17 protein-coding genes are annotated in these 18111 nt (G+C 66.1%); 8 read left to right on the forward strand and 9 right to left on the reverse strand.

Annotated elements, in window-relative coordinates; translation table 11 throughout:
* Positions 1-21: 21 nt before the first annotated feature.
* The 8 genes from BLV94_RS31890 to BLV94_RS31925 all read right to left on the reverse strand — a co-directional run bounded on the left by BLV94_RS31890 (position 22) and on the right by BLV94_RS31925 (position 7217).
* A complete protein-coding gene (locus BLV94_RS31890) occupies positions 22-786 on the reverse strand; it encodes an SDR family NAD(P)-dependent oxidoreductase (protein WP_072936934.1) in 765 nt (254 codons plus the stop codon).
* A 2-nt stretch (positions 787-788) separates the two neighbouring features.
* Positions 789-1937 (reverse strand): acyl-CoA dehydrogenase family protein, encoded by a 1149-nt coding sequence (locus tag BLV94_RS31895; RefSeq protein ID WP_072936925.1) that lies wholly within the window; start codon positions 1935-1937, stop codon positions 789-791.
* A 66-nt stretch (positions 1938-2003) separates the two neighbouring features.
* The gene (locus tag BLV94_RS31900; protein WP_072936926.1) at positions 2004-3188 is read right to left on the reverse strand and encodes a CaiB/BaiF CoA transferase family protein; all 1185 of its coding nucleotides are present in this window, start codon (positions 3186-3188) and stop codon (positions 2004-2006) included.
* Positions 3185-4486: an MFS transporter gene (locus tag BLV94_RS31905; RefSeq protein WP_072936927.1), complete on the reverse strand. Its 1302-nt coding sequence runs from the start codon at positions 4484-4486 to the stop codon at positions 3185-3187. Before BLV94_RS31905 ends, BLV94_RS31900 begins: the two co-directional genes overlap by 4 nt.
* Positions 4487-4533: 47 nt before the next feature.
* Positions 4534-5328: an enoyl-CoA hydratase/isomerase family protein gene (locus BLV94_RS31910; protein WP_072936928.1), complete on the reverse strand. Its 795-nt coding sequence runs from the start codon at positions 5326-5328 to the stop codon at positions 4534-4536.
* A gap of 107 nt (positions 5329-5435) precedes the next feature.
* Positions 5436-6449 carry a LysR family transcriptional regulator gene (locus BLV94_RS31915; RefSeq protein ID WP_244163715.1) on the reverse strand — a complete coding sequence of 338 codons (1014 nt, stop codon included), beginning with the start codon at positions 6447-6449 and terminating at the stop codon, positions 5436-5438.
* Positions 6450-6513: 64 nt separating this feature from the next.
* Complete coding sequence (locus tag BLV94_RS31920) at positions 6514-6825, reverse strand: DUF202 domain-containing protein (RefSeq protein WP_072936929.1); 312 nt, start codon at positions 6823-6825, stop codon at positions 6514-6516.
* Complete coding sequence (locus tag BLV94_RS31925) at positions 6822-7217, reverse strand: YidH family protein (RefSeq protein ID WP_072936936.1); 396 nt, start codon at positions 7215-7217, stop codon at positions 6822-6824. The genes BLV94_RS31920 and BLV94_RS31925 overlap by 4 nt, the downstream gene beginning before the upstream one ends.
* 83 nt (positions 7218-7300) lie before the next feature.
* On the opposite strand from BLV94_RS31925, the gene BLV94_RS31930 reads away from it, so the two are divergent.
* The 5 genes from BLV94_RS31930 (at position 7301) to BLV94_RS31950 (ending at position 12777) form a co-directional block, all read left to right on the forward strand.
* Positions 7301-7825 (forward strand): MarR family winged helix-turn-helix transcriptional regulator, encoded by a 525-nt coding sequence (locus tag BLV94_RS31930; RefSeq protein ID WP_244163716.1) that lies wholly within the window; start codon positions 7301-7303, stop codon positions 7823-7825.
* Positions 7826-7975: 150 nt separating this feature from the next.
* Positions 7976-9322, forward strand: a complete 1347-nt coding sequence (locus tag BLV94_RS31935; RefSeq protein ID WP_074933872.1) for an MFS transporter — start codon at positions 7976-7978, stop codon at positions 9320-9322.
* A gap of 5 nt (positions 9323-9327) precedes the next feature.
* Complete coding sequence (locus tag BLV94_RS31940) at positions 9328-10545, forward strand: CaiB/BaiF CoA transferase family protein (protein WP_244163717.1); 1218 nt, start codon at positions 9328-9330, stop codon at positions 10543-10545.
* Positions 10542-11735, forward strand: coding sequence for an acyl-CoA dehydrogenase family protein (locus tag BLV94_RS31945; protein ID WP_072936938.1), 1194 nt, complete (start codon positions 10542-10544; stop codon positions 11733-11735). The genes BLV94_RS31940 and BLV94_RS31945 overlap by 4 nt, the downstream gene beginning before the upstream one ends.
* Before the next feature lie 52 nt (positions 11736-11787).
* Entirely contained in the window at positions 11788-12777 is a 990-nt protein-coding gene (locus BLV94_RS31950) for a LysR family transcriptional regulator (RefSeq protein WP_072936939.1), read from the forward strand.
* 19 nt (positions 12778-12796) lie between these two features.
* On the opposite strand, the gene BLV94_RS31955 is transcribed toward BLV94_RS31950, so the two are convergent.
* A complete protein-coding gene (locus BLV94_RS31955) occupies positions 12797-14173 on the reverse strand; it encodes a DUF1214 domain-containing protein (RefSeq protein ID WP_072936940.1) in 1377 nt (458 codons plus the stop codon).
* A gap of 453 nt (positions 14174-14626) precedes the next feature.
* Between BLV94_RS31955 and BLV94_RS31960 the strand changes: the two genes are divergently transcribed.
* The 3 genes from BLV94_RS31960 to BLV94_RS31970 all read left to right on the forward strand — a co-directional run bounded on the left by BLV94_RS31960 (position 14627) and on the right by BLV94_RS31970 (position 18106).
* Entirely contained in the window at positions 14627-15892 is a 1266-nt protein-coding gene (locus tag BLV94_RS31960) for an MFS transporter (RefSeq protein ID WP_072936941.1), read from the forward strand.
* 215 nt (positions 15893-16107) lie between these two features.
* A complete protein-coding gene (locus BLV94_RS31965; RefSeq protein ID WP_072936942.1) occupies positions 16108-16911 on the forward strand; it encodes an SDR family NAD(P)-dependent oxidoreductase in 804 nt (267 codons plus the stop codon).
* Between the two features lie 40 nt (positions 16912-16951).
* The gene (locus BLV94_RS31970; RefSeq protein ID WP_072936943.1) at positions 16952-18106 is read left to right on the forward strand and encodes an acyl-CoA dehydrogenase family protein; all 1155 of its coding nucleotides are present in this window, start codon (positions 16952-16954) and stop codon (positions 18104-18106) included.
* The last annotated feature ends 5 nt before the right edge of the window (positions 18107-18111 follow it).

Raw genomic sequence — 18111 nt, forward strand, 5'->3', positions numbered from 1 at the left:
TCGGTCTCGCCGGACCGGTGCTCATCGCGAAGCCATTCGGATGGCGCCGTCGAGGCGAATGGTTTCTCCGTTGAGCATGCCGTTTTCGACGATGTGCACGGCCAGAGCGGCGAACTCGGAGGGGTCGCCCAGCCTGCGCGGATGCGGCACGGAGGCCGCGAGCGATGCCCGGACATCGTCGCGTGCCTTCGCCAGCAGCGGAGTGTCGAACGTGCCAGGGGCGATGGTGCAGACTCGAATTCCCACGCCGGCGAGGTCGCGTGCCGCGGGCAAGGTCATCCCCACGACGGAGGCCTTGGCTGCGGCGTAGTTGATCTGGCCGATCTGTCCCTCGAATGCGGCGACGGATGCGGTGAGTACGCACACACCGCGGTCACCGTCGAGAGGTTCGTTGCCGGCCATGGCCTGGGCGGCGAACCGCAGCACGTTGAAACTGCCGATCACGTTCAGCCGGATCACCGATTCGAACGGCTCGAGCTCGGCGGACGTACCCGACTTGTCGAGCACCCGCATGGGACGGCCACGCCCGGCGCAGTGGACCACGGCACGCAACGGCCCCTGCTCGGTGGCGGCGGAGAAGGCCGCGGACACATTGTCGGCGTCTGTGACGTCTGCCGCGACGAATCGGGCACCGGGGCCGAGTTCTTCGGCGCGGACCGCACCGTCCGAGGTGGGCAGATCGACCAGTGTGACGGTGGCCCCGCCGTCGATCAGGCGGGTGGCTGTGGCCAGTCCGAGACCTGACGCTCCGCCGGTGACGACCGCATTGATTCCCTTGACGTCCACGGTCACAAGCCCAGGGATCGGGAGATGACGCTCTTCATCACTTCGCTGGTACCACCGAAGATTCGGGTTACCCGGGCGTCGGCGTAGAGCCGGGTGATCGGATACTCGCGCATGTAGCCGTATCCGCCGTGCAGTTGCAGGCAGCGATCGATCACCCGGGCCTGCATCTCCGTGCAGAACAGCTTCACCTTCGCGGCGTCGGCCACCGACAGGGTGCCGTCGTCGAGGGCGACGAGCGCTCGGTCGACGAGGGCCTGCCCGGCTTCGAGTTCGGTCGCGCAGTCGGCGAGGACGAATTTGGTGTTCTGGAAGTCGGCGACCCGTTGCCCGAAGACCTTGCGGTCCTTGACGTAGTCGGAGCCGAGGTTCAGCGCAGCCGTCGCCGTGGCCTGCGCGTTCACGGCGATCGTCAGCCGCTCCTGGGGCAGGTTACGGGCGAGCATCGAGAAGGCGGCGCCTTCCTCGCCCAGCAGGTTGCGGGCAGGAACCCGGACGTTGTCGAACAGCAGTTCGGCCGTGTCCTGAGCTTTGAGGCCGAGCTTGTCGAGGTTGCGGCCGCGGGTGAAACCGTTCATACCGGCCTCGACCACGAGCAGCGACAGCCCGTCACGCCGGTTGGCGACGTCGCGATTCGTGCGGGCGACGACGATGACCAGGTCGGCGTTGATACCGCCGGTGATGAACGTCTTGGCTCCGTTGAGGATCCAGTCGCCACCGTCCCGCACGGCGCTGGTTGCCATGCCGGCCAGATCCGATCCGGTGCCGGGTTCCGTCATCGCGATCGACGACACCAGGGTGCCGTCCGCGAATCCCGGGAACCACCTCGACTTCTGATCGGCGTCGGCGTATTCGAAGAAGTACGGAAGCACGGTGCTGAGATGGACCTGCAGTCCGCCGAGTGTGGCTGCAGCATATCCGATTTCCTCGATGACGATCGCGTTGAACAGGAAGCTGTCGATTCCGCCGCCGCCGAACTCTTCGGGCACCTGGAGGCCGTTGATCCCGATTTCCGCCGTCTTGGTGAACAGCTCGCGGGGGACGAGTCCGGCGGCCTCCCACTCCCCGATGTGGGGCACGACCTCCTTGCCGATGAACTGCCTCACCGTATCCCGAAACGCGTCGTGGTCGGAGTCGAAGATGTTGCGTTGCATGGTTGTACCAATCCTTTGCAGTGATCGAGCGGACGCGCGTCCAGGCGTCTCGCGAGTTGTCGTGTTCTATCGGCAGTGGACGACGCCCGCGTCGGTGAGGGCGTCGATGGTGGAGGTGGCGTAACCGAATTCGGTGAGCACTTCGGTGGTGTGCTGGCCCAGCGCGGGAGCGCCGGCGGTCGAGAATCGGGGGACGCTGCCGAGGTGCCAGGGCGAGCCGAGCGTGGTGTGCTCGACGCCGTCCGGGTCGGTGACGTCGATGAAGATGCCGGTTGCCTCGACATCCGGGTTCTTGCGGACCTCGCCGTAGGAGCTGATCCTGCCCGCGACCACCCCGTTCGGGGTCAGCAGTGCCATCGCGTCGTCGCTGGTCATCTCGGCGAACTCGGCGCGCAATTCGGGCAGGAGCGCCGGGCGGTGCCGAACCCGGCTTTCGTTGGTGGCGAATCGAGGGTCGGAGGCGAGTTCGGGTCGGCCGAGCAGGGCGCAGAGCCGGGCGAAATGTACCACCGAATAGGCGGATACGACGATTGCGCCGTCCCGGGTGGGCATCACATCCGCGGCGGGCGCGACGGTGGGCTGTCCGTTGCCCTTGCGCATCGGTTCGTTGCCGGTGAGCAGGTACTCGCCCCAGTTCGGTCCCTGCAGGTGCACGGCGACCTCGAGGAGTGAGGTCTCTACGGTGTCGCCGTCACCCGTGCGGAGGCGTCGGATGTACGCGCCGAGGATGGCCTGGGCGAACACGTGTCCGGCAGCCGCGTCGACCGCGGGGAAGCCGACTCGCTGCGGTTCTCCGTCCGCCTCGCCGGTGACCCACATGATGCCGCTCTCGGCCTGCGCGGCGATGTCCAGTCCTGGACGGTACTTCGACGGTCCCTGCAAGCCGAATCCGCTCACGGTGGCGTAGATGATGCTCGGATGCGCGGTGCGGACGTCCTCGGCTCCCAGTCCGAACGATTCCATCACTCCGGGGCGCAGGTTCTGCACGACGATGTCGGCCGACGCGATCAGATCCCGGGCGATCTGCTGTCCGCGATCGTCTTTCAGGTCGAGTGCGATGCAGCGTTTGTTGCGGTTGTAGTTCCGCAGGATCGCTTCGCCGTAGGTGCCGATCAGTCGCGACGATTCGCCGTGCACCGGTTCGACTTTGATCACGTCGGCGCCGAGGTCCACCAGAATCTGGGTGGCGGCCGGGGCGGCGATGAACTGTCCGAAATCGACGACGCGAACTCCGGCCAACGGTCCGGTCATGCTGCATTCTCCTTTGTACGAGCGCTGAGCTTCGCGGCGTCGTGTTCGGGACGCACCAGGAAGGTGGCGGCGGCGCCGCCGAGCGTCATGAGGATTCCGGTCAGTGCGAAGCCGTGGCCGTAGCCGGTGATCTTGTCGGTGGCGTTGCCGACGAAATAGCCGAGTAACAGGGGCGCTAGCACCCCGGCCATGCTGTAGAACGCCACCAGGAATCCGAGGATCGGTCCGCGCTTGCTCGGGTGCACGATGTCGGCGATCGCGGTGAACGCAACGGCGTAGGCGGCGGTGTTGAGGGAGAACGCCAGCGTGATGAACACCATCTGCGGCAAACCCGCGGACAACAGGGTGAATGCGACCATCGAGACGCCGGCCGCGACGATCAACCCGCCCGCCAGAAATCCCCGGGAGACCCTCCGGGACACGCCCCGAACGGTGAGCCAGTTCGACAGAAATCCGGCGCCGATCGCGCCTGCAGCGGCAAAGGCGTACGGCAGCATGATCAGCCGTCCTGCCGTGATCGTGTCGTATCCCAATCCGTCGGAAAGGTAGACGGGGAGCCAGGCCACCTTCAACGTCGTCGACCAGTACGAGAAAAAGGTCAGGAGAGCAATGCCGACGACGGTTCCAGTAGTCAGCAATGTTCGATACGACGCTTCGGCCAGTTCCACGGTGCCGTCGGCTGCGGCGGTGTGCGAGGGCGCATTCTTGCCGAAGATCAACCAGACCACGGCCCAGACGCCGCCCAGGACGATGAGAACGCCGAACGCGGCGTGCCACGACCAGGTGACGATCACCCAGGTGAGGACCGGCGCCGCGAGGAGCGGCCCTACCGAGGCGCCCGCGGTCACGATCCCGCCCGGCAGGGCCCGCTTCTCCGGTGCGAACCAGGAGTGTACCGAGTGCGTGGCCAGCGCGTACGCGGGGCCCTCGGCGAAGCCGAGGACGATCCGGCACGCGAGCAGGACGCCGAAGCTGACCGGGCCGAGTAGGGGCACCATCGTCACGATCCAGATCAGCATCAGCACTGCCAGCAGCCAGCGCACCCCGATACGTGAGGAGAGGGCGCCGAGCACGATCGCGCCGACGGCGAACAGCCAGAAGAAGGCGCTCTGGACGAGTCCGAACTGCTGCGGGGTGATGCCCAGATCCTTCTGGATGTGGAGGCCCGCGAAGCCGAGGGCGGCCTTGTCGGCGAAGTTGAGTACCAGGAACGCAAACAGCAGGGCGGCGACGATCCAGGCGCGCGACCGTGACGGCGGTGCGACGGCCGCGGTGTTCCGCGTGAGTGTTTCAGACATGGGCGGGCTCCGAACGGGCGAGGTGGACAGGGCGGGGTGGCGTCGGGTCAGCGGCCGGTGAACGACGGCGCGCGTTTGTTCAGGAACGCGTCGGCGGCCTCGCGCGCGTCGCCGGAGTGGAAGCACTGCACCATTCGGTCCACCTCGGCGAGCAGATAATCGCTCAGCGATGTGGTGGACGTCTGGAGCAGGTTCTGCTTCATCGCACGCAGGGCGAGGGGAGCCGACGACGCGAGCCGGTGGGCCAGGCCCAGGGTTTCCGCGTGCAGCGACTCGGTGCCGGTCACCGTGGTGACCAACCCTAGATCCAGCGCGGCCTGTGCCGTGAGTTTGTTTGGTGTCAAGAATAATTCGCGTGCCTTGGCGCCGCCGAGCAGCTTGGTGATCAGCCAGACACCCCCGAGATCGCCGGAGAGGGCGGCGTTCACGAACGCCGTGTTGAAAACGGCACGATCGGAGGCGATCCGGAAGTCGGCGGCGGCCGCAAGCGACAACCCTGCTCCGGCGCAGGCACCGTCGATCGCCGCGATGGTCACCTGCGGCAGATGGTGGAACCGGTGCAGGGTGGAGCTGACCTGCCGCAGTCGCGCGGTGTCGGCAGCGATCGAGTCGCCGCGCAAGGTGCGGGAACCGGCGGGCGCGGCCAGGTCGGCGCCGACACTGAAGTCAGTGTCTTGCCCCGCCAGGATCACCACGCGGACGTCGGGCGCGCAGGACAGGTCGGTGATCGCGGAGCCGAGTTCGTCGAAGACGGTGTGGGACACAGCGTTGCGCCGACCGGGGTTGTCGATCACCACATGTGCGACGGCGTTGTCGACGGTGACATGGACACGACCGGTCATGAAGTCCTCCTGGAATGGGTGGCGCCTGTGAGGTGGCGCACTTCCATTGAAGGTGCGAGGAATGACTACGTCAAAGTCCAGAAATCACCCGAATTGAGTGTGATCGCCTATAGGTTCGGGCGGACCTCGGTGTCGACGCGGCTGCGATCGCGAACGCGGTGATCCGCGGACAGCGCCGCCATCGCGGCCGCTTCCACCAACGGGTGACCCTCACTCCGATGGCCGGCAATGGCACGGACCCAGGCCCGTAGGGACCGCTTGGAGTAATTCAAGAACTCGGTGGTCGCAGGGGTGATTCGGCCCTCCCGATACACCACTTCGAGGGGGCGGGCGAGCCCCGGCACCAGTTCGCGCACGACTCCGCCGCGGTGTCGCGCGTCGAGGCTGATCCGCAGTGGGACGATGGCCGCTCCGCCCCCGGCCAGCACGATCGGCAGGACGGCCCCGCGCTGGGGTACTTCCACCACGATGCGCGGTTCGACCCCGTGCGCGCGCAGTGACTTCTCGATGTAATCGCGGGTCGCGGTGCCGTGTTCACCCATCACGAATGGAACCTGGGACAGGGTCTCGATCGGAACGAGGTCCGGCCAGTACGCCTCCGTTCCGGGTGGGCAGACCAGGACGAACTTCTGCTCGACCAGATGCTCGCTGATCAGATCCTCGCCCGGTGGTGGCGATGCGAGGAACCCGATCTCGCAGGAGCCGGATCGGACGAGGGTGACCACGTCCGAAGCGTCGTCGCGCTCCTCGATGTGGAACCGAACGTCCGGGAAACGTGTGCGAAACCGGGCCACCCACACCGACAGCGGGTCCATCGACATGTCCGACAGGGTGGCGATGTCGACCCGTCCGCCACGCACCTGCCCGACGCTTCGTACGGCGTTCTCCGCGGCCTCCGTCTCCCGCAGGATCATGCGAGCCGGTCCGATCAGCGCCTCCCCGGCGGGAGCGAGGACGAGGCCGCGACCCACTCGGTGGAACAGTTCGGTGCCCAGATCCTTCTCGAGTTTGCGCACCGCCTGAGACAGCGACGGCTGCGCAACCCGCAGAGCCGCCGCTGCGCGGTTGACGCCGCCGTGATCGACCACGGCGAGGAAATACTCCATCTGACGCAGGTCCATGAAGCAAAGCTAGCGGCCTGCCGCGGACGAGGAGGTCGGACCTGGGTTGGAAGCCGACATGTTGCTATGCGTGCAGCATCCCGGCGACGGAGACCCCGACCGCGAGGAGGGCTGTGAACGCCACGACGGACGCGGTGCGCAGCAGCGTGGGCCAGATGTCGTTTTTCGAGGTCGTCCGTGCGGTGCCCTTCGGGAAATGGCGGATGCCGAGATAGCCGACGATCGTGCTGTTGACGACGGCGCCGAGCACGAGCATCGGTGCGCCCAGGCGGTACGCCGCGAACCCGATTGCCGCGGACGTCGCGAGCACCGACAAGCCGGTGCGCTGCCACGCCAGCGCGGTGCGCTGTGGTTGGAGACCCGGGTCGGGTGTCATCGCGAGTTGACGGTGGTGACGACGGCGAACACCGCCAATCCGATCGACAGGACGATCAGTCCCCCTGCCAGCCACGCGAGAGGGATCGGTGCGGGGAGGGGCTGCTGCAGTCGCAGGGCTCGCTCGTTGCGCTTCCACGACCACAAGGCGACGGCCGCGAGAACCCCGCCGGTGCCGCACGCGACGATCGCGACCAGATGGACGACCAGGTCGGCGCCGGTCACGCTGGCCAGGGTGGTGAGGGTGACGCCGCCGGCAACCAGTGCCAGGGCAGTGCGAACCCAGGCCAGTGCGGTGCGTTCGTTGGCCAGCGAGAAGCGGACATCCGGTTCCTCGCCCACGGAGTAGACGGCGACCGGACGGCGTTGGGGAAGGTCTACGTCACTGTTCATGAGTGTTCCCTGCAGGTTGGAGTCGGTGTCGATGAAATAATGATCAGACACCAGATAGTTCTGTAACAGAAGTAGGTTAACGGATGGACGACAGTCGAGCGATTCCTCTCTCTGCCGGAGCGGCCGGGAGCGGGGAGGGGTGGGCCCTCACCGAGGTCATCACCCGCTTGCGAAGGGCCTTGCGGTCGAGCGTCCGGGAGGAATTCGCCTGGGAGTCGCTGCCGATGGCGCAGGTCGAGTTCCTCCAGCGACTCTCCTCCGAATCAGGTTTGCGGATCGTCGAATTGGCGCGGAAGCACCGAATGGCTACCAACACCGTCAGCGCCCTCGTGCAGCAGATGGTCGAGACCGGTCTCGTTGTTCGCTCACCCGATCCGCGGGATCGCCGGGCCGTGCAAGTGGAACTGACCGGCGCCGGCCGCGAACGCCTCGACGCGTGGATGCGGGCCAACGAGCGGCGCATCTCTTCTGCGTTCGAGCGCCTCGGCGCCGACCACCGTACTGCGATCGGCGCCGCGTTGCCTGCTCTCGCGGCGCTGGCGGAACTCCTCGACACCGAAGAATCACAATCGCCGGACGCACCGCCACCCGAAGGGTCGCAACCGTGACCTGCGGATATAGGCAAATCCGCACGGTCCGACCGCGTTCTGCTGGTTGATCGGCACCGGGCGAACCGATCTGATGAGGGCATGCACCCTGTGGTTCCAGTCACTACCGGTGGTGCCCCTCAATCAGCCGAGACATTCCCGGAGGTCGTCATGGTGACTATGCAGTCCCGAGAACGCGACATCGGTCAGCGTCCCAAGGGGGCCGTCGATCGGCGCGCCTGGGGCATCGTCCTCTTCCTGTTCCTCTTCTTCACCCTGAATTTCGCCGACAAGGCGGCAGTGGGTCTGGCCAGCAAGCCGATTCGTGACGATCTCGGTCTCACGGCCGGTCAGTACGGGTTGCTCAGCAGCGCCTTCTTCTGGCTCTTCGCGATCGGCGCGGTCACGCTGTCTGCCGTTCTGCGGAAGATCTCGTACACCTGGGGCGCAGCCCTGTTGATGGTGACGTGGATCGTGAGTATGGCCCCGCTGACGATTCCGACCTCGTTCGGAGTTCTCATCGCCTGCCGAATTGCGCTGGGGTTCTTCGAAGGACCCGCGCATGCACTGTGTCAGTCGATCGTCGCCGATCGATTCGCGCCGGACAAGCGCGCGACGGCCGGCGCCGTCGTCAACGCCGGTTCCTCGGTCGGCCCGCTGATCGCCGCGCCCACGTTGACATGGGTGATCCTGACGTGGTCGTGGCACGCCGCCTTCGCCGTCCTCGTGGTGACCGGTGTGTTGTGGCTCATCGGCTGGCTCTGGTATTCGGACCGGTTGCCGTTCCGCAAGCCCGAGCCGAAGACCGGCGACGGCACGAAGGTCGATGACCCCAACGCTGACATCGTGGTGCCGTTCCACCGATTGCTGATGTTGCGAAGCTTCTGGGGACTGGTGTTGCTGTCGTTCGCCGGGTACCTGATCTCCTCGCTGAAGGTGTCCTGGTTGCCCGCCTACATGAACGAAGGGCTCGGATACTCGGCGAGCACGGTGGGAACGCTGGTGACGATTCCGTACGTCGTCGCGGTCGTCTTCCTGCTGAGCGCGGGCATGCTGTCGGGCCGGTTGCTGCGGGCAGGCCGCTCGTCCCGGGTGGCCCGCGGCTACCTCACGGGCGCGTTCCTGCTGTTCGGCGGCGTCTCGATGATCATCTTCAGTCAACTCGAGCCCGGACCGGTGCAGTTGGTGTTCGTGGTCTGCGCATTCGCGGTGAACAGTGTGGCCTTCTCGGTGGCCTTCGCCGGCGCGTCGGACTTTCTCCCCGCACATCAGCGGGTGGCGTTCTTCGGTTGCATCATCGCTGCGTACAGCGTCGCGGGGATCGTCGCACCCTATGCACTCGGGCTCATCGTGGAACGCGCGGCCACCGCGGCGGCCGGATATTCGACCGGCTTCATGTTCGTCGGCGCCGTGGTGTGCGTCCTCGGCATCGTCGGTGGCGTGATGCTGAACCCGGAGAAGGCCCGCACCCAACTCGAGCGCATGACGGCCGAGTACGCGAGCAGGGAAGCGCGGTGAGCGTGATGGGTGGACCGCTTTCGGGTATCAGGGTCCTCGACTTCGGCCAGTACATCGCCGGTCCCAGCGCGGCCCAGACGCTCGCGGATCTCGGTGCGGACGTGATCAAGGTCGAGAGCCTGCGCGGCGATCAGGCCCGCGGTATCGGAACGTTCGGCGCGGCGATGATCCGCGCCTACAACCGCGACAAGCGAAGCCTCGGAATCGATCTCGCCCGGCCCGAGGCGAAGACGATTCTGCATCGGTTGCTGGCGCAGACCGACGTTGTGGTGCAGAACTTCCGGACCGGCTCCGCCGACCGGCTCGGCCTCGGACCCGACGACTTACGCAGCCGGTATCCGCGCCTGATCTACGCCAACGTGACGGGATTCGGGTCCCGCGGACCGTCCCGGCACCGCCCCGGCCTCGACATCGCGGCCCAAGCGGAGTTCGGGTTGATGCACGCCACCGGCGAGATCGACGGCGAGCCGCAGCGTCTCGGGCTTGCCGCCGCGGACGTCGCCGCGGCCAATGCCCTCGCGACCGGGATTCTCGCGGCGCTCTACGAGCGGGAGTCGACCGGTCGGGGCGCGCACGTGGAGACCTCGCTGATGGAAGCGGTGCTGTCGATGCAGGCCGCGTCCTGGGGCGAGTACACGCTCACCGGTCGTGCGCCCCGGCGCAAGGGAAACGGCCAGGCGCACGCCGCCCCTGCGGCCGATGTCATCCGGGTAACCGATGGAATGATGGTGCTTTCCGCGTACACCGCCGAAAAGTGGTCCGCGCTCTGCAATCTCGTCGGCAGACCCGACATGATCGATGACCCGCGGTTCGTCGACAATCCTGCGCGGGTATCGCACCGGGCCGAGATGCTGGCCGCCCTCGTCGAGGCGCTGGGGGGTATGACCCGCGACGAGGCGGTCGCCCTCTTGCAGTCCGCGCACATCGTGTGCGGCGCGATCCGCTCTTTCGACGAGATCGCCGAGGACAAGGACGTCCTCGCCTCCGAGATCCTCGTCGACGTCGCCGGCCCCGGCGGGGTTTCGTTCACCAGTCCCGGCCTGGCCTTCACCCTCGACGGCCACCGCCGCACCGTGTCCACGTCCGCGCCCGCAGTCGGGAGGGACACCATCTCGGTGCTTCGCGACCTCGACTTCCCGGAAGACGACATCACCGCGCTGATCGACAGCGGCGTTGTCACCGCCTCCCACACCACTCTCACCCCGGAAAGGGCTTCCTCATGATCGACCCGGACATCCTCGGCTACGACTTCCCGGCCTACCTGAAGACGATCGCCGAGTTCACCGAGAACGAACTCGTCCCCGCCGAGAACGAGATGGTCGAGGCCGGCGAGGTCCCCGCTCGACTCCTCCAACGAATGGCATCCCTCGGACTGTTCGGCATCTCGATCCCGCGCGCATACGGCGGCCTGGAGTGGACGATGGAGCAGCAGGTGCAACTCACATTCGAGTTCACCCGCGCATCCTGCGTCTACCGGTCACGCTTCTCGACGGTGATCGGCCTGTGCTCGCAGGCAATCCTGGACCACGGCACCGAGGAGCAGCGCCGGCGGATGCTGCCGGCTATGGCGGCGGGCGAACTCGTCACTGCATTCGCGCTCACCGAGGACCAGGCCGGGTCGGACGCCGCGCACCTGCGGACCACGGCCGAGCGGCGTGGTGACGTCTACGTCCTCAACGGGAGCAAGCGGTACATCACGAATGCGGCATGGGCCGACGCGTTCATCGTCTTCGCGCGCACCGATACATCCGACCCCGGTGCGGGCGGAGTCTCGGCGCTCATCGTGGACGCCGCTTCGCCGGGTCTGCGAACGGCCTTGCCGACCATCATGAACGGGCACGCGGAGGCGCCAGTGGGGGAGATCTACTTCGACGGGGTGGAGGTACCCGCGGAGAATCTGCTCGGCGGGGTCGAGGGCCAGGGCCTGACGATGGCACTGCGCGGCATCAACCATGCGCGCCTGCACGTCGCCGCGACTTGTGTCGGGCAGACGACCCGGATGCTCGAGGACACGGTGGCGCATGTCAACGGCCGCAGGCAGTTCGGTGCTCCCCTCGCAGAACTCGGTGCGGTGCAGGCCACGCTGGGTGAAAGCTTCGCGGAACTCGAGGCGGGGCGCGCCCTCGCCGTCGACAGCGCACGGTCCTTCGACAGCGGTGAGATCCCGCGCCACCGGATCGCCGCCGCCAAGCTGTACAACTCCGAGATGGCGAGCAGAGTCGCCGACCGCTGCGTCCAGTTGCTCGGCGGCGAGGGAATCGTCGGCCCACACCCTGTCCCGCGCATGTGGCGTGACGTGCGAGCCCTGCGCATCTACGAGGGCTCGTCGCCGGTGCACCAGCGAAACCTGGCCAAGGCAATGATCCGTCAGGTGGCGGCCGACGGCACACTGCCGAACTCGTACCGAGTGTGACTCGAGGACGGAGGCACTCGTACCGGCCGCCCGCCGGGGGAATGATGGGGACATGGACATCCGCCAACTCGAGTATTTCCTCGCCGTCGTCGAGCACGGCGGAGTCAACCGGGCGGCCGGACACCTCCATGTGGCGCAGGCGTCGCTGTCGCAAGGCATTCGTCAGCTCGAACGGGAGCTGAAGCTGACCTTGTTCCACCGTACGGGCCGCAATCTCGTCCTCAACCCGGCCGGGCAGCTGCTGGTCGAACCCGCACGCAAGGTGCTCGACGACCTTCTTGCCGCCCAGGACATCATGCGGGGTGCTCGCGAACTCCACGTCGGGTCGATCACCATCGGAACGATGCCCGAGATGTCGAGCGAGGCGGTGGCTGCGTGGAGCGGAACCTTCACCCGGCTCCACCCCGACATCCGCATCGATCTGTCGGAGTACGCGAGTGCCGCGGACCTGTGCGACGAGGTGCTCACCGGTCAGTGTGAATTGGGATTCACGACATTCCCCGTGCCGACCGACAATCTCGAAAAGGTTCAACTCGGTGTCCAGCGGCTGCTCCTGGTGAGGCCGCCGGGCACACCTCCGGACGGCGAGACAACGCCGTTCGATCTCACGCGTCTCGAGCAGGTCCCACTCGTGACGAGCAGCTCGGCGCTGCGGGAAAACGACATCGTCGCAACGATATTGCGCCGCGAATCGGTGGTTCCCCGGATCAGTGCCCGGGTGCCGAACCGGCACGCCCAGCTGACGCTTGTCCTCAACGGTTCGGCCAGCGCATTCCTTCCCTTGAGGATGGCCACGGCAGCACACCGGCTGGGCGCCCACGTATCGGAGACACGGCCGGCGATCCGCACGCCGTTCGGGATCGTTCACCGGCCCGGAGCGCTGAATCCGGCGGCGAAGAGCTTCGTGATACAGAGTCACGCAGACCTGGCGCAGTGGGACAGGCTCATCGCCGAGCATCAAGAATCCGGCGCCTCGCTACTCGAGGCCGCGCTGCTCGCCGACGACGAAATCCACGCCCGAAGGGACAATCGAGAGGTCTGACCGTCTACGTATTGGCGTTTCAGTCCTGCGCGGCTGCCCGTGTGACGGTTGGGGGCTCCCACGTCCCGTCGAGGATTGCCTGATCCGGCCAGTACGCGCGCAGGTAGACGGTGAACTCGTCGTCCGGTGCCGGCAGCCAGTTCGCCAGCCGTGCCGGGTCCGTGGGTGCTGCGCCGCCCACAGTCAGCGTCAGCGAACCGTCGTCTCCGTAGGTGAGGTTCTGGTTCTTGGTGCCGAGGGAGAAACGGTCGAGGTCGTTCGGGTGGAAGAAGTGGTGCTTGTTGTAGACCGTCAATGACCAGAACCCGCGCACCGGTGGCAGCTGGCCGGTGGGGAACGCCACGGTGTAGGTGTGCGAACCGTGGAGGCGGTCGCCCGCGTCGTCGAGATCCTGGTAGTAGTAGACGGTTTCGTTCGGTGTGTTGACGAAGATGTTCGACTTGCCGATCGCGGTGCGCGACAGATAGTAGGTGCCGAACGCGGCACCGTTGCGTTGCGTGGTCCAGTTGTGCGCGACCGGAATGCCGATATTGCGGAACTCGAACAGCTCCCCGACGACGGCGTCGGTGTCCACCGCCGACTGTCGCAGCGCACCGGCGATACTCGGGTCGTTCTCGGCGGCGGCGAGCACCGAACGGAACCACCCGTACAGCGCCTCCTCACCGGGCAATGCAGGCACCTCGTCGAGCACCTCGCCGAACACCTCGAAGTACGTTCCGGGGTCGACCCACTGGGTTTCGCCCTGATCGCCGGTGGCATCACCACCGCCGAACGACGGGACCTCCGCCCAGTCCTTCACCTTGACCGTGCCGTCGAACTCCGACAGCGGATACACGCTGATGCGATCGACGAGCGGTGCGATCGCATCCCGATCCTCCGGGGTGTCGTCCATGAACACTCGCGGGATCACGACGCCGACGCGGGTGTCGTACCGGAACACGTCGGTGATGCCGTCGGGCACGTCACCGTCCCACGAGGCGGGCGCGAGCAGGTAGAAGCCGGGTGCCGTTCCATACATCTGGCCGAGCCGAACAAACGAGTCGGTGCGCTGGTCGACGACCTGATACACCCAGAAGCGGTCACCGAAATCGGGAACCTGAACCACCGACGGCCCGCGAGCGGAATCGAGAACACCGAATCCGTACGCGACGTCCTGGTTGGGGCACGCAACAACCCGCTCCTCCGGCCGGATGTAGTCCCGCAGCATCCCGATCGTCCCCGGCGGGCCGGCCGGAACGATGCCGGCCAGCAGACCCGGCTCCGGCAGTTGCGCCATCAGGGTTCGCCGGTTGTGGAGGTTCACCAACGGCCAACCCCACAGATACGCGGCTCTGCCGACCGACCGGGCGTAATCGGCAGTCACCTTCGAACGGCTGAACTCATCCATCCCCGGCATACATCGCTCCGTCCCGCGAATCGACTACAGGCGAACAATCACGACGCTACGGACGACCACGCTCGGACGATTCACCCAGAGGAGATGAACTTCGACCAGCCGCCCCATCGCCTGACAGCCGGGTGAAAGTGACCCTTGACACATCACGGGAAATGGTCGAATGTGAATCTGAAGTAAGCACATCGGATTACATCTCCGCGCCGGCATTTCTGCCGGGACACGTTAGCTAGGAGATCTTCCCGGCTCGACCCCCGCAGAACCATCGCAGATTTCAGACTTGCAAATAACCAAAATGTGGATCGATCGGAGCGGTCCAATTTTCTCGCTCGGCTCGATTCCGGGCTCAACCCCTCAGCATGCTCGTCAATGACCCGAAAGGGATTAACGGTGACAACACGCGAGAACACTTCTCGGCACCCACTGCCGACACATTCGAGCACGTCCGATCGGCCGATGCGGGCTTGGGGTTTCACCTCCCTGCTCGTGCTGCTGACGGTGGTCAATTGGAGCGACAAGGCTGTTCTCGGGATCATCGCGCAGCCGCTGGCCAAGGAGTTGGACCTGACGGCGGCGCAGATCGGTCTGGTCGGCAGCCTGTTCTTCTTCACCTTCATCATCGGCGGCTTCTTCTCCGGGGCGGTGAACACGCTGCTGTCCCTGCGGTGGGCGCTTGCCGTGCTGGCGTTGGCCTGGTCGGCTGCGATGCTGCCGATGGTGTTCACTGCCAGTTTCACGGTGCTGCTGGCCAGTCGACTTCTACTGGGACTGTCGGAAGGACCGAGCGGCCCGCTGACGCACACTGCGACCTTCTCATGGCATCCACCCGCGAAGCGGGCCTTGCCGGGCGCCTTGCTTGCCGGGTCTGCCTCGCTGGCAAAGATCGTCGTCGCCCCGGCGTTGGCTTTCGTCACCGTGTCCTGGGGCTGGCGGGCCGCGTTGGTCTGCCTCGCGGTCCTCGGCGTGCTGTGGTGTGTGCTGTGGTTGTCGACGTGGTCCGAGGGACCCCACATCCGAAGCGGGAAGGGGCATGCCGGCACCGAATCCGGGACCGCTGCAGACGAGCCCGCGGTGCCGTGGATTCGTATCTTCCGGACCCCGACCTTTCTCAGTTGCATGCTGCTGATCATGGCAATCTACGCGTTGGTCGCGATAGTTCTGACGTGGCTCCCGTCGTATTTCGAGGTAGCGCTGGGCTATACCAGATTGCAGGCCGGGTCGATGTTCGCCTTCCCCAGCATCGCGGGTCTGACCCTCATGCTGCTGTTGGGCGCAACCGGTGACCGGCTAACTTCTCGCGGCGCGACGTCCCGGACGGTGCGGATCATCATTCCCGTGGCCGGCGTGGTGATCAGCTCGGCGATCCTGGTGACACTGCCCTACGTCGGCGTGCCCGCACTCGCCGTTCTCATCGTGTCGGTCGGCTACGGCTTCCTCGCGTCGGGTTACCCGCTGATCATCGCCACCATCACGGAGTTGTGCCCGCCACGCCAGACGGCAGGCACCCTCGGGGTGTTCATGGCGATGATGGGGATCGGCGGGTTGGTTGGGCCGTACATCACCGGACTGATCGTCGACGCGGCGGACAACCCGGCAGCGGGATACGCGACCGCGTTCCAGGCCTTCGGGGTGGTCGCGATGGTCGTCGCCCTCGGCGCTCTCGTCTTCGCGAATCCGGAACGGGACAAGCGCGCCGTGCGCGCGGACGCCTCCAGTCGGTAGGTGCGGACCCGGGCCTTCCGTGCCGCCACGGTCCTCCGTCGATGAGGGGGTTGACAAGGGCGCACCGCCGAGGCAATGTGAATACTCAGTAACCGACAACATTGAATCAATGCGCATCTATATTTCGGACATAACACCAGTAAGACGCCGGTTTATGGCCAAGCAGATCGAACGTGATTCGGAATAGTAAGACAGACTTCTTGGAAGGCAATGCGATGGGAACACTCAGCGGCAAGACGGCTCTCGTATCGGGTTCGGGACGCGGCATCGGGCGTGAGATCGCCCTGAAGCTGGCCCGCGAGGGTGCGGCGGTGGTGGTCAACGACCTCGATCCGGAACCGGCCGCGCAGACGGTGGACGAGATCGCCGCGGCCGGTGGCCGTGCCGTTGCCTGCACCGGATCGGTGGCGGAGGACGGGTTCGCCGAGCGATTCGTCGAGACCGCGGTCGACACGTTCGGCGGTCTCGACATCATCGTGAACAACGCCGGCTACACGTGGGACTCGGTGATCCAGAAGATGACCGACGAACAATGGGACACCATCCTGGACGTCAACCTGAAGGCGCCGTTCCGGATCCTGCGGGCGGCGCAGCCGTTCATCAAGTCCGCGCCCACCGACTATCACCGCAAAGTCGTCAACATCTCCTCGGTGTCCGGGTTCTACGGCAATGCGGGCCAGGCGAACTACGGCGCGGCCAAGGCCGGCCTGCTCGGGCTCACCAAGACACTCGCCAAGGAGTGGGGCCGCTACAGGGTCAACGTGAACGCAGTGGCCTTCGGTCTCATCCTCACCCGGATGACCGAGATCGCCGCCGACACCGATACCACCCTGAACATCGACGGCCGCGATATTCGCGTCGGTATCAACGCCGATCGAATGGCGATGTCATCGAAGATGATTCCGTTCGGGCGCGGCGGCACCCCGACCGAGGCCGCCGGGGCGGTGTACCTGCTGTGCACCCCCGAATCCGACTACGTCAACAGCCAGTGCCTCGTGGTCGACGCCGGCCGCGTCTGACCCCGCACCGTACCAACAGTCCAACCCGTCAGGAGAGACGATGAAGCGCACCGTTTACACCGAAGAGCACGAAGCATTCCGCGACACCATCCGCACCTTCATCGCCAAGGAGGTGTCGCCGTACTACGCCGACTGGGAGAAGGCGAACCAGGCTCCGCGTGAACTGTTCCACAAACTCGGAGCGTTGGGCGCCATGAGCTTCGACATTCCCGAGGAGTACGGCGGGCCCGGGCCCACGAGCTTCAAATTCCAGGCCGTCATTCAGGAGGAGACCGCTCGCGCCGCAGTCACTCTCGGGCATTTCACCGTGACCACCGGCATCGTGTTGCCCTACCTGCTGCGCCTGGCGAACGAGGAACAGAAGACGCGCTGGCTTCCCGGTGTCGCCACCGGCGAGACGGTGCTGTGCATCGCGATGACCGAACCGGGTACCGGTTCGGACCTGGCAGGCATCCGCACCACCGCCCGGCTGTCCGAGGACGGTACCCATTACGTCCTGAACGGCGCGAAGACGTTCATCACCGGTATCCGCAACTCCGAACTCTGCGTCGTCGCGGCCCGCACCGCCGCACCCAACGACGACCGCCGGTTCGGCCTGAGCCTGCTCGTCGTACCGACGGACAGCCCCGGCTTCGAATTCGGACGCAAGCTCGACAAGATCGGCATGAAGGCCAGCGACACCAACGAGATCTCCTTCACCGACGTGATGGTGCCCGTGGAAAACCTTCTCGGCGAGCAGGATCAGGGTTTCTCCTATCTGGGACAGAATTTGCCCCGCGAGCGGCTGTCGATCGGAGTCGGCGCCGTCTCCACCGCGACCGCGGCGATCGACTTCGCCCGCGAGTACGTCCGGGAACGGCAAGTGTTCGGCAAGCCGGTCGCGCATTTTCAGAACACCAAGTTCGTGCTCGCCGAGTGCGCCGCCGAGGTCGCTGCCGGGCAGGCCCTGGTGGACCGGGGGCTCGATCTCGACGAAGCCGGTGCACTCACCCCGGCGGACGCTGCCCGCATCAAGCTGTTCTGCACCGAAATGGGTGGGCGTGTGATCGACAAGTGCCTGCAACTGCACGGTGGCTACGGCTACATGCTCGAGTACCCGATCGCGCGCCTGTACGCCGACGCCCGGGTCAACCGCATCTTCGGCGGCACCAGCGAAGTCATGAAGACCATCATCGCCAAGGACCTGGGTCTCTAGGACCC

It is taken from the genome of Rhodococcus koreensis (assembly GCF_900105905.1).
GTDB lineage: Bacteria > Actinomycetota > Actinomycetes > Mycobacteriales > Mycobacteriaceae > Rhodococcus_F > Rhodococcus_F koreensis.

What these genes read in the sequence shown, in the direction of transcription:
- BLV94_RS31945 (WP_072936938.1), top strand. Translation starts at nt 10,542, where the DNA reads ATGATCGACCCGGACATCCTCGGCTACGACTTCCCGGCCTACCTGAAG.
- BLV94_RS31960 (WP_072936941.1), top strand. Translation starts at nt 14,627, where the DNA reads ATGCGGGCTTGGGGTTTCACCTCCCTGCTCGTGCTGCTGACGGTGGTC.
- BLV94_RS31940 (WP_244163717.1), top strand. Translation starts at nt 9,328, where the DNA reads ATGGGTGGACCGCTTTCGGGTATCAGGGTCCTCGACTTCGGCCAGTAC.
- BLV94_RS31920 (WP_072936929.1), bottom strand. Translation starts at nt 6,825, where the DNA reads ATGACACCCGACCCGGGTCTCCAACCACAGCGCACCGCGCTGGCGTGG.
- BLV94_RS31895 (WP_072936925.1), bottom strand. Translation starts at nt 1,937, where the DNA reads ATGCAACGCAACATCTTCGACTCCGACCACGACGCGTTTCGGGATACG.
- BLV94_RS31900 (WP_072936926.1), bottom strand. Translation starts at nt 3,188, where the DNA reads ATGACCGGACCGTTGGCCGGAGTTCGCGTCGTCGATTTCGGACAGTTC.
- BLV94_RS31950 (WP_072936939.1), top strand. Translation starts at nt 11,788, where the DNA reads ATGGACATCCGCCAACTCGAGTATTTCCTCGCCGTCGTCGAGCACGGC.
- BLV94_RS31910 (WP_072936928.1), bottom strand. Translation starts at nt 5,328, where the DNA reads ATGACCGGTCGTGTCCATGTCACCGTCGACAACGCCGTCGCACATGTG.
- BLV94_RS31965 (WP_072936942.1), top strand. Translation starts at nt 16,108, where the DNA reads ATGGGAACACTCAGCGGCAAGACGGCTCTCGTATCGGGTTCGGGACGC.
- BLV94_RS31935 (WP_074933872.1), top strand. Translation starts at nt 7,976, where the DNA reads ATGGTGACTATGCAGTCCCGAGAACGCGACATCGGTCAGCGTCCCAAG.
- BLV94_RS31930 (WP_244163716.1), top strand. Translation starts at nt 7,301, where the DNA reads ATGGACGACAGTCGAGCGATTCCTCTCTCTGCCGGAGCGGCCGGGAGC.
- BLV94_RS31955 (WP_072936940.1), bottom strand. Translation starts at nt 14,173, where the DNA reads ATGCCGGGGATGGATGAGTTCAGCCGTTCGAAGGTGACTGCCGATTAC.
- BLV94_RS31915 (WP_244163715.1), bottom strand. Translation starts at nt 6,449, where the DNA reads ATGGACCTGCGTCAGATGGAGTATTTCCTCGCCGTGGTCGATCACGGC.
- BLV94_RS31925 (WP_072936936.1), bottom strand. Translation starts at nt 7,217, where the DNA reads ATGAACAGTGACGTAGACCTTCCCCAACGCCGTCCGGTCGCCGTCTAC.
- BLV94_RS31970 (WP_072936943.1), top strand. Translation starts at nt 16,952, where the DNA reads ATGAAGCGCACCGTTTACACCGAAGAGCACGAAGCATTCCGCGACACC.
- BLV94_RS31905 (WP_072936927.1), bottom strand. Translation starts at nt 4,486, where the DNA reads ATGTCTGAAACACTCACGCGGAACACCGCGGCCGTCGCACCGCCGTCA.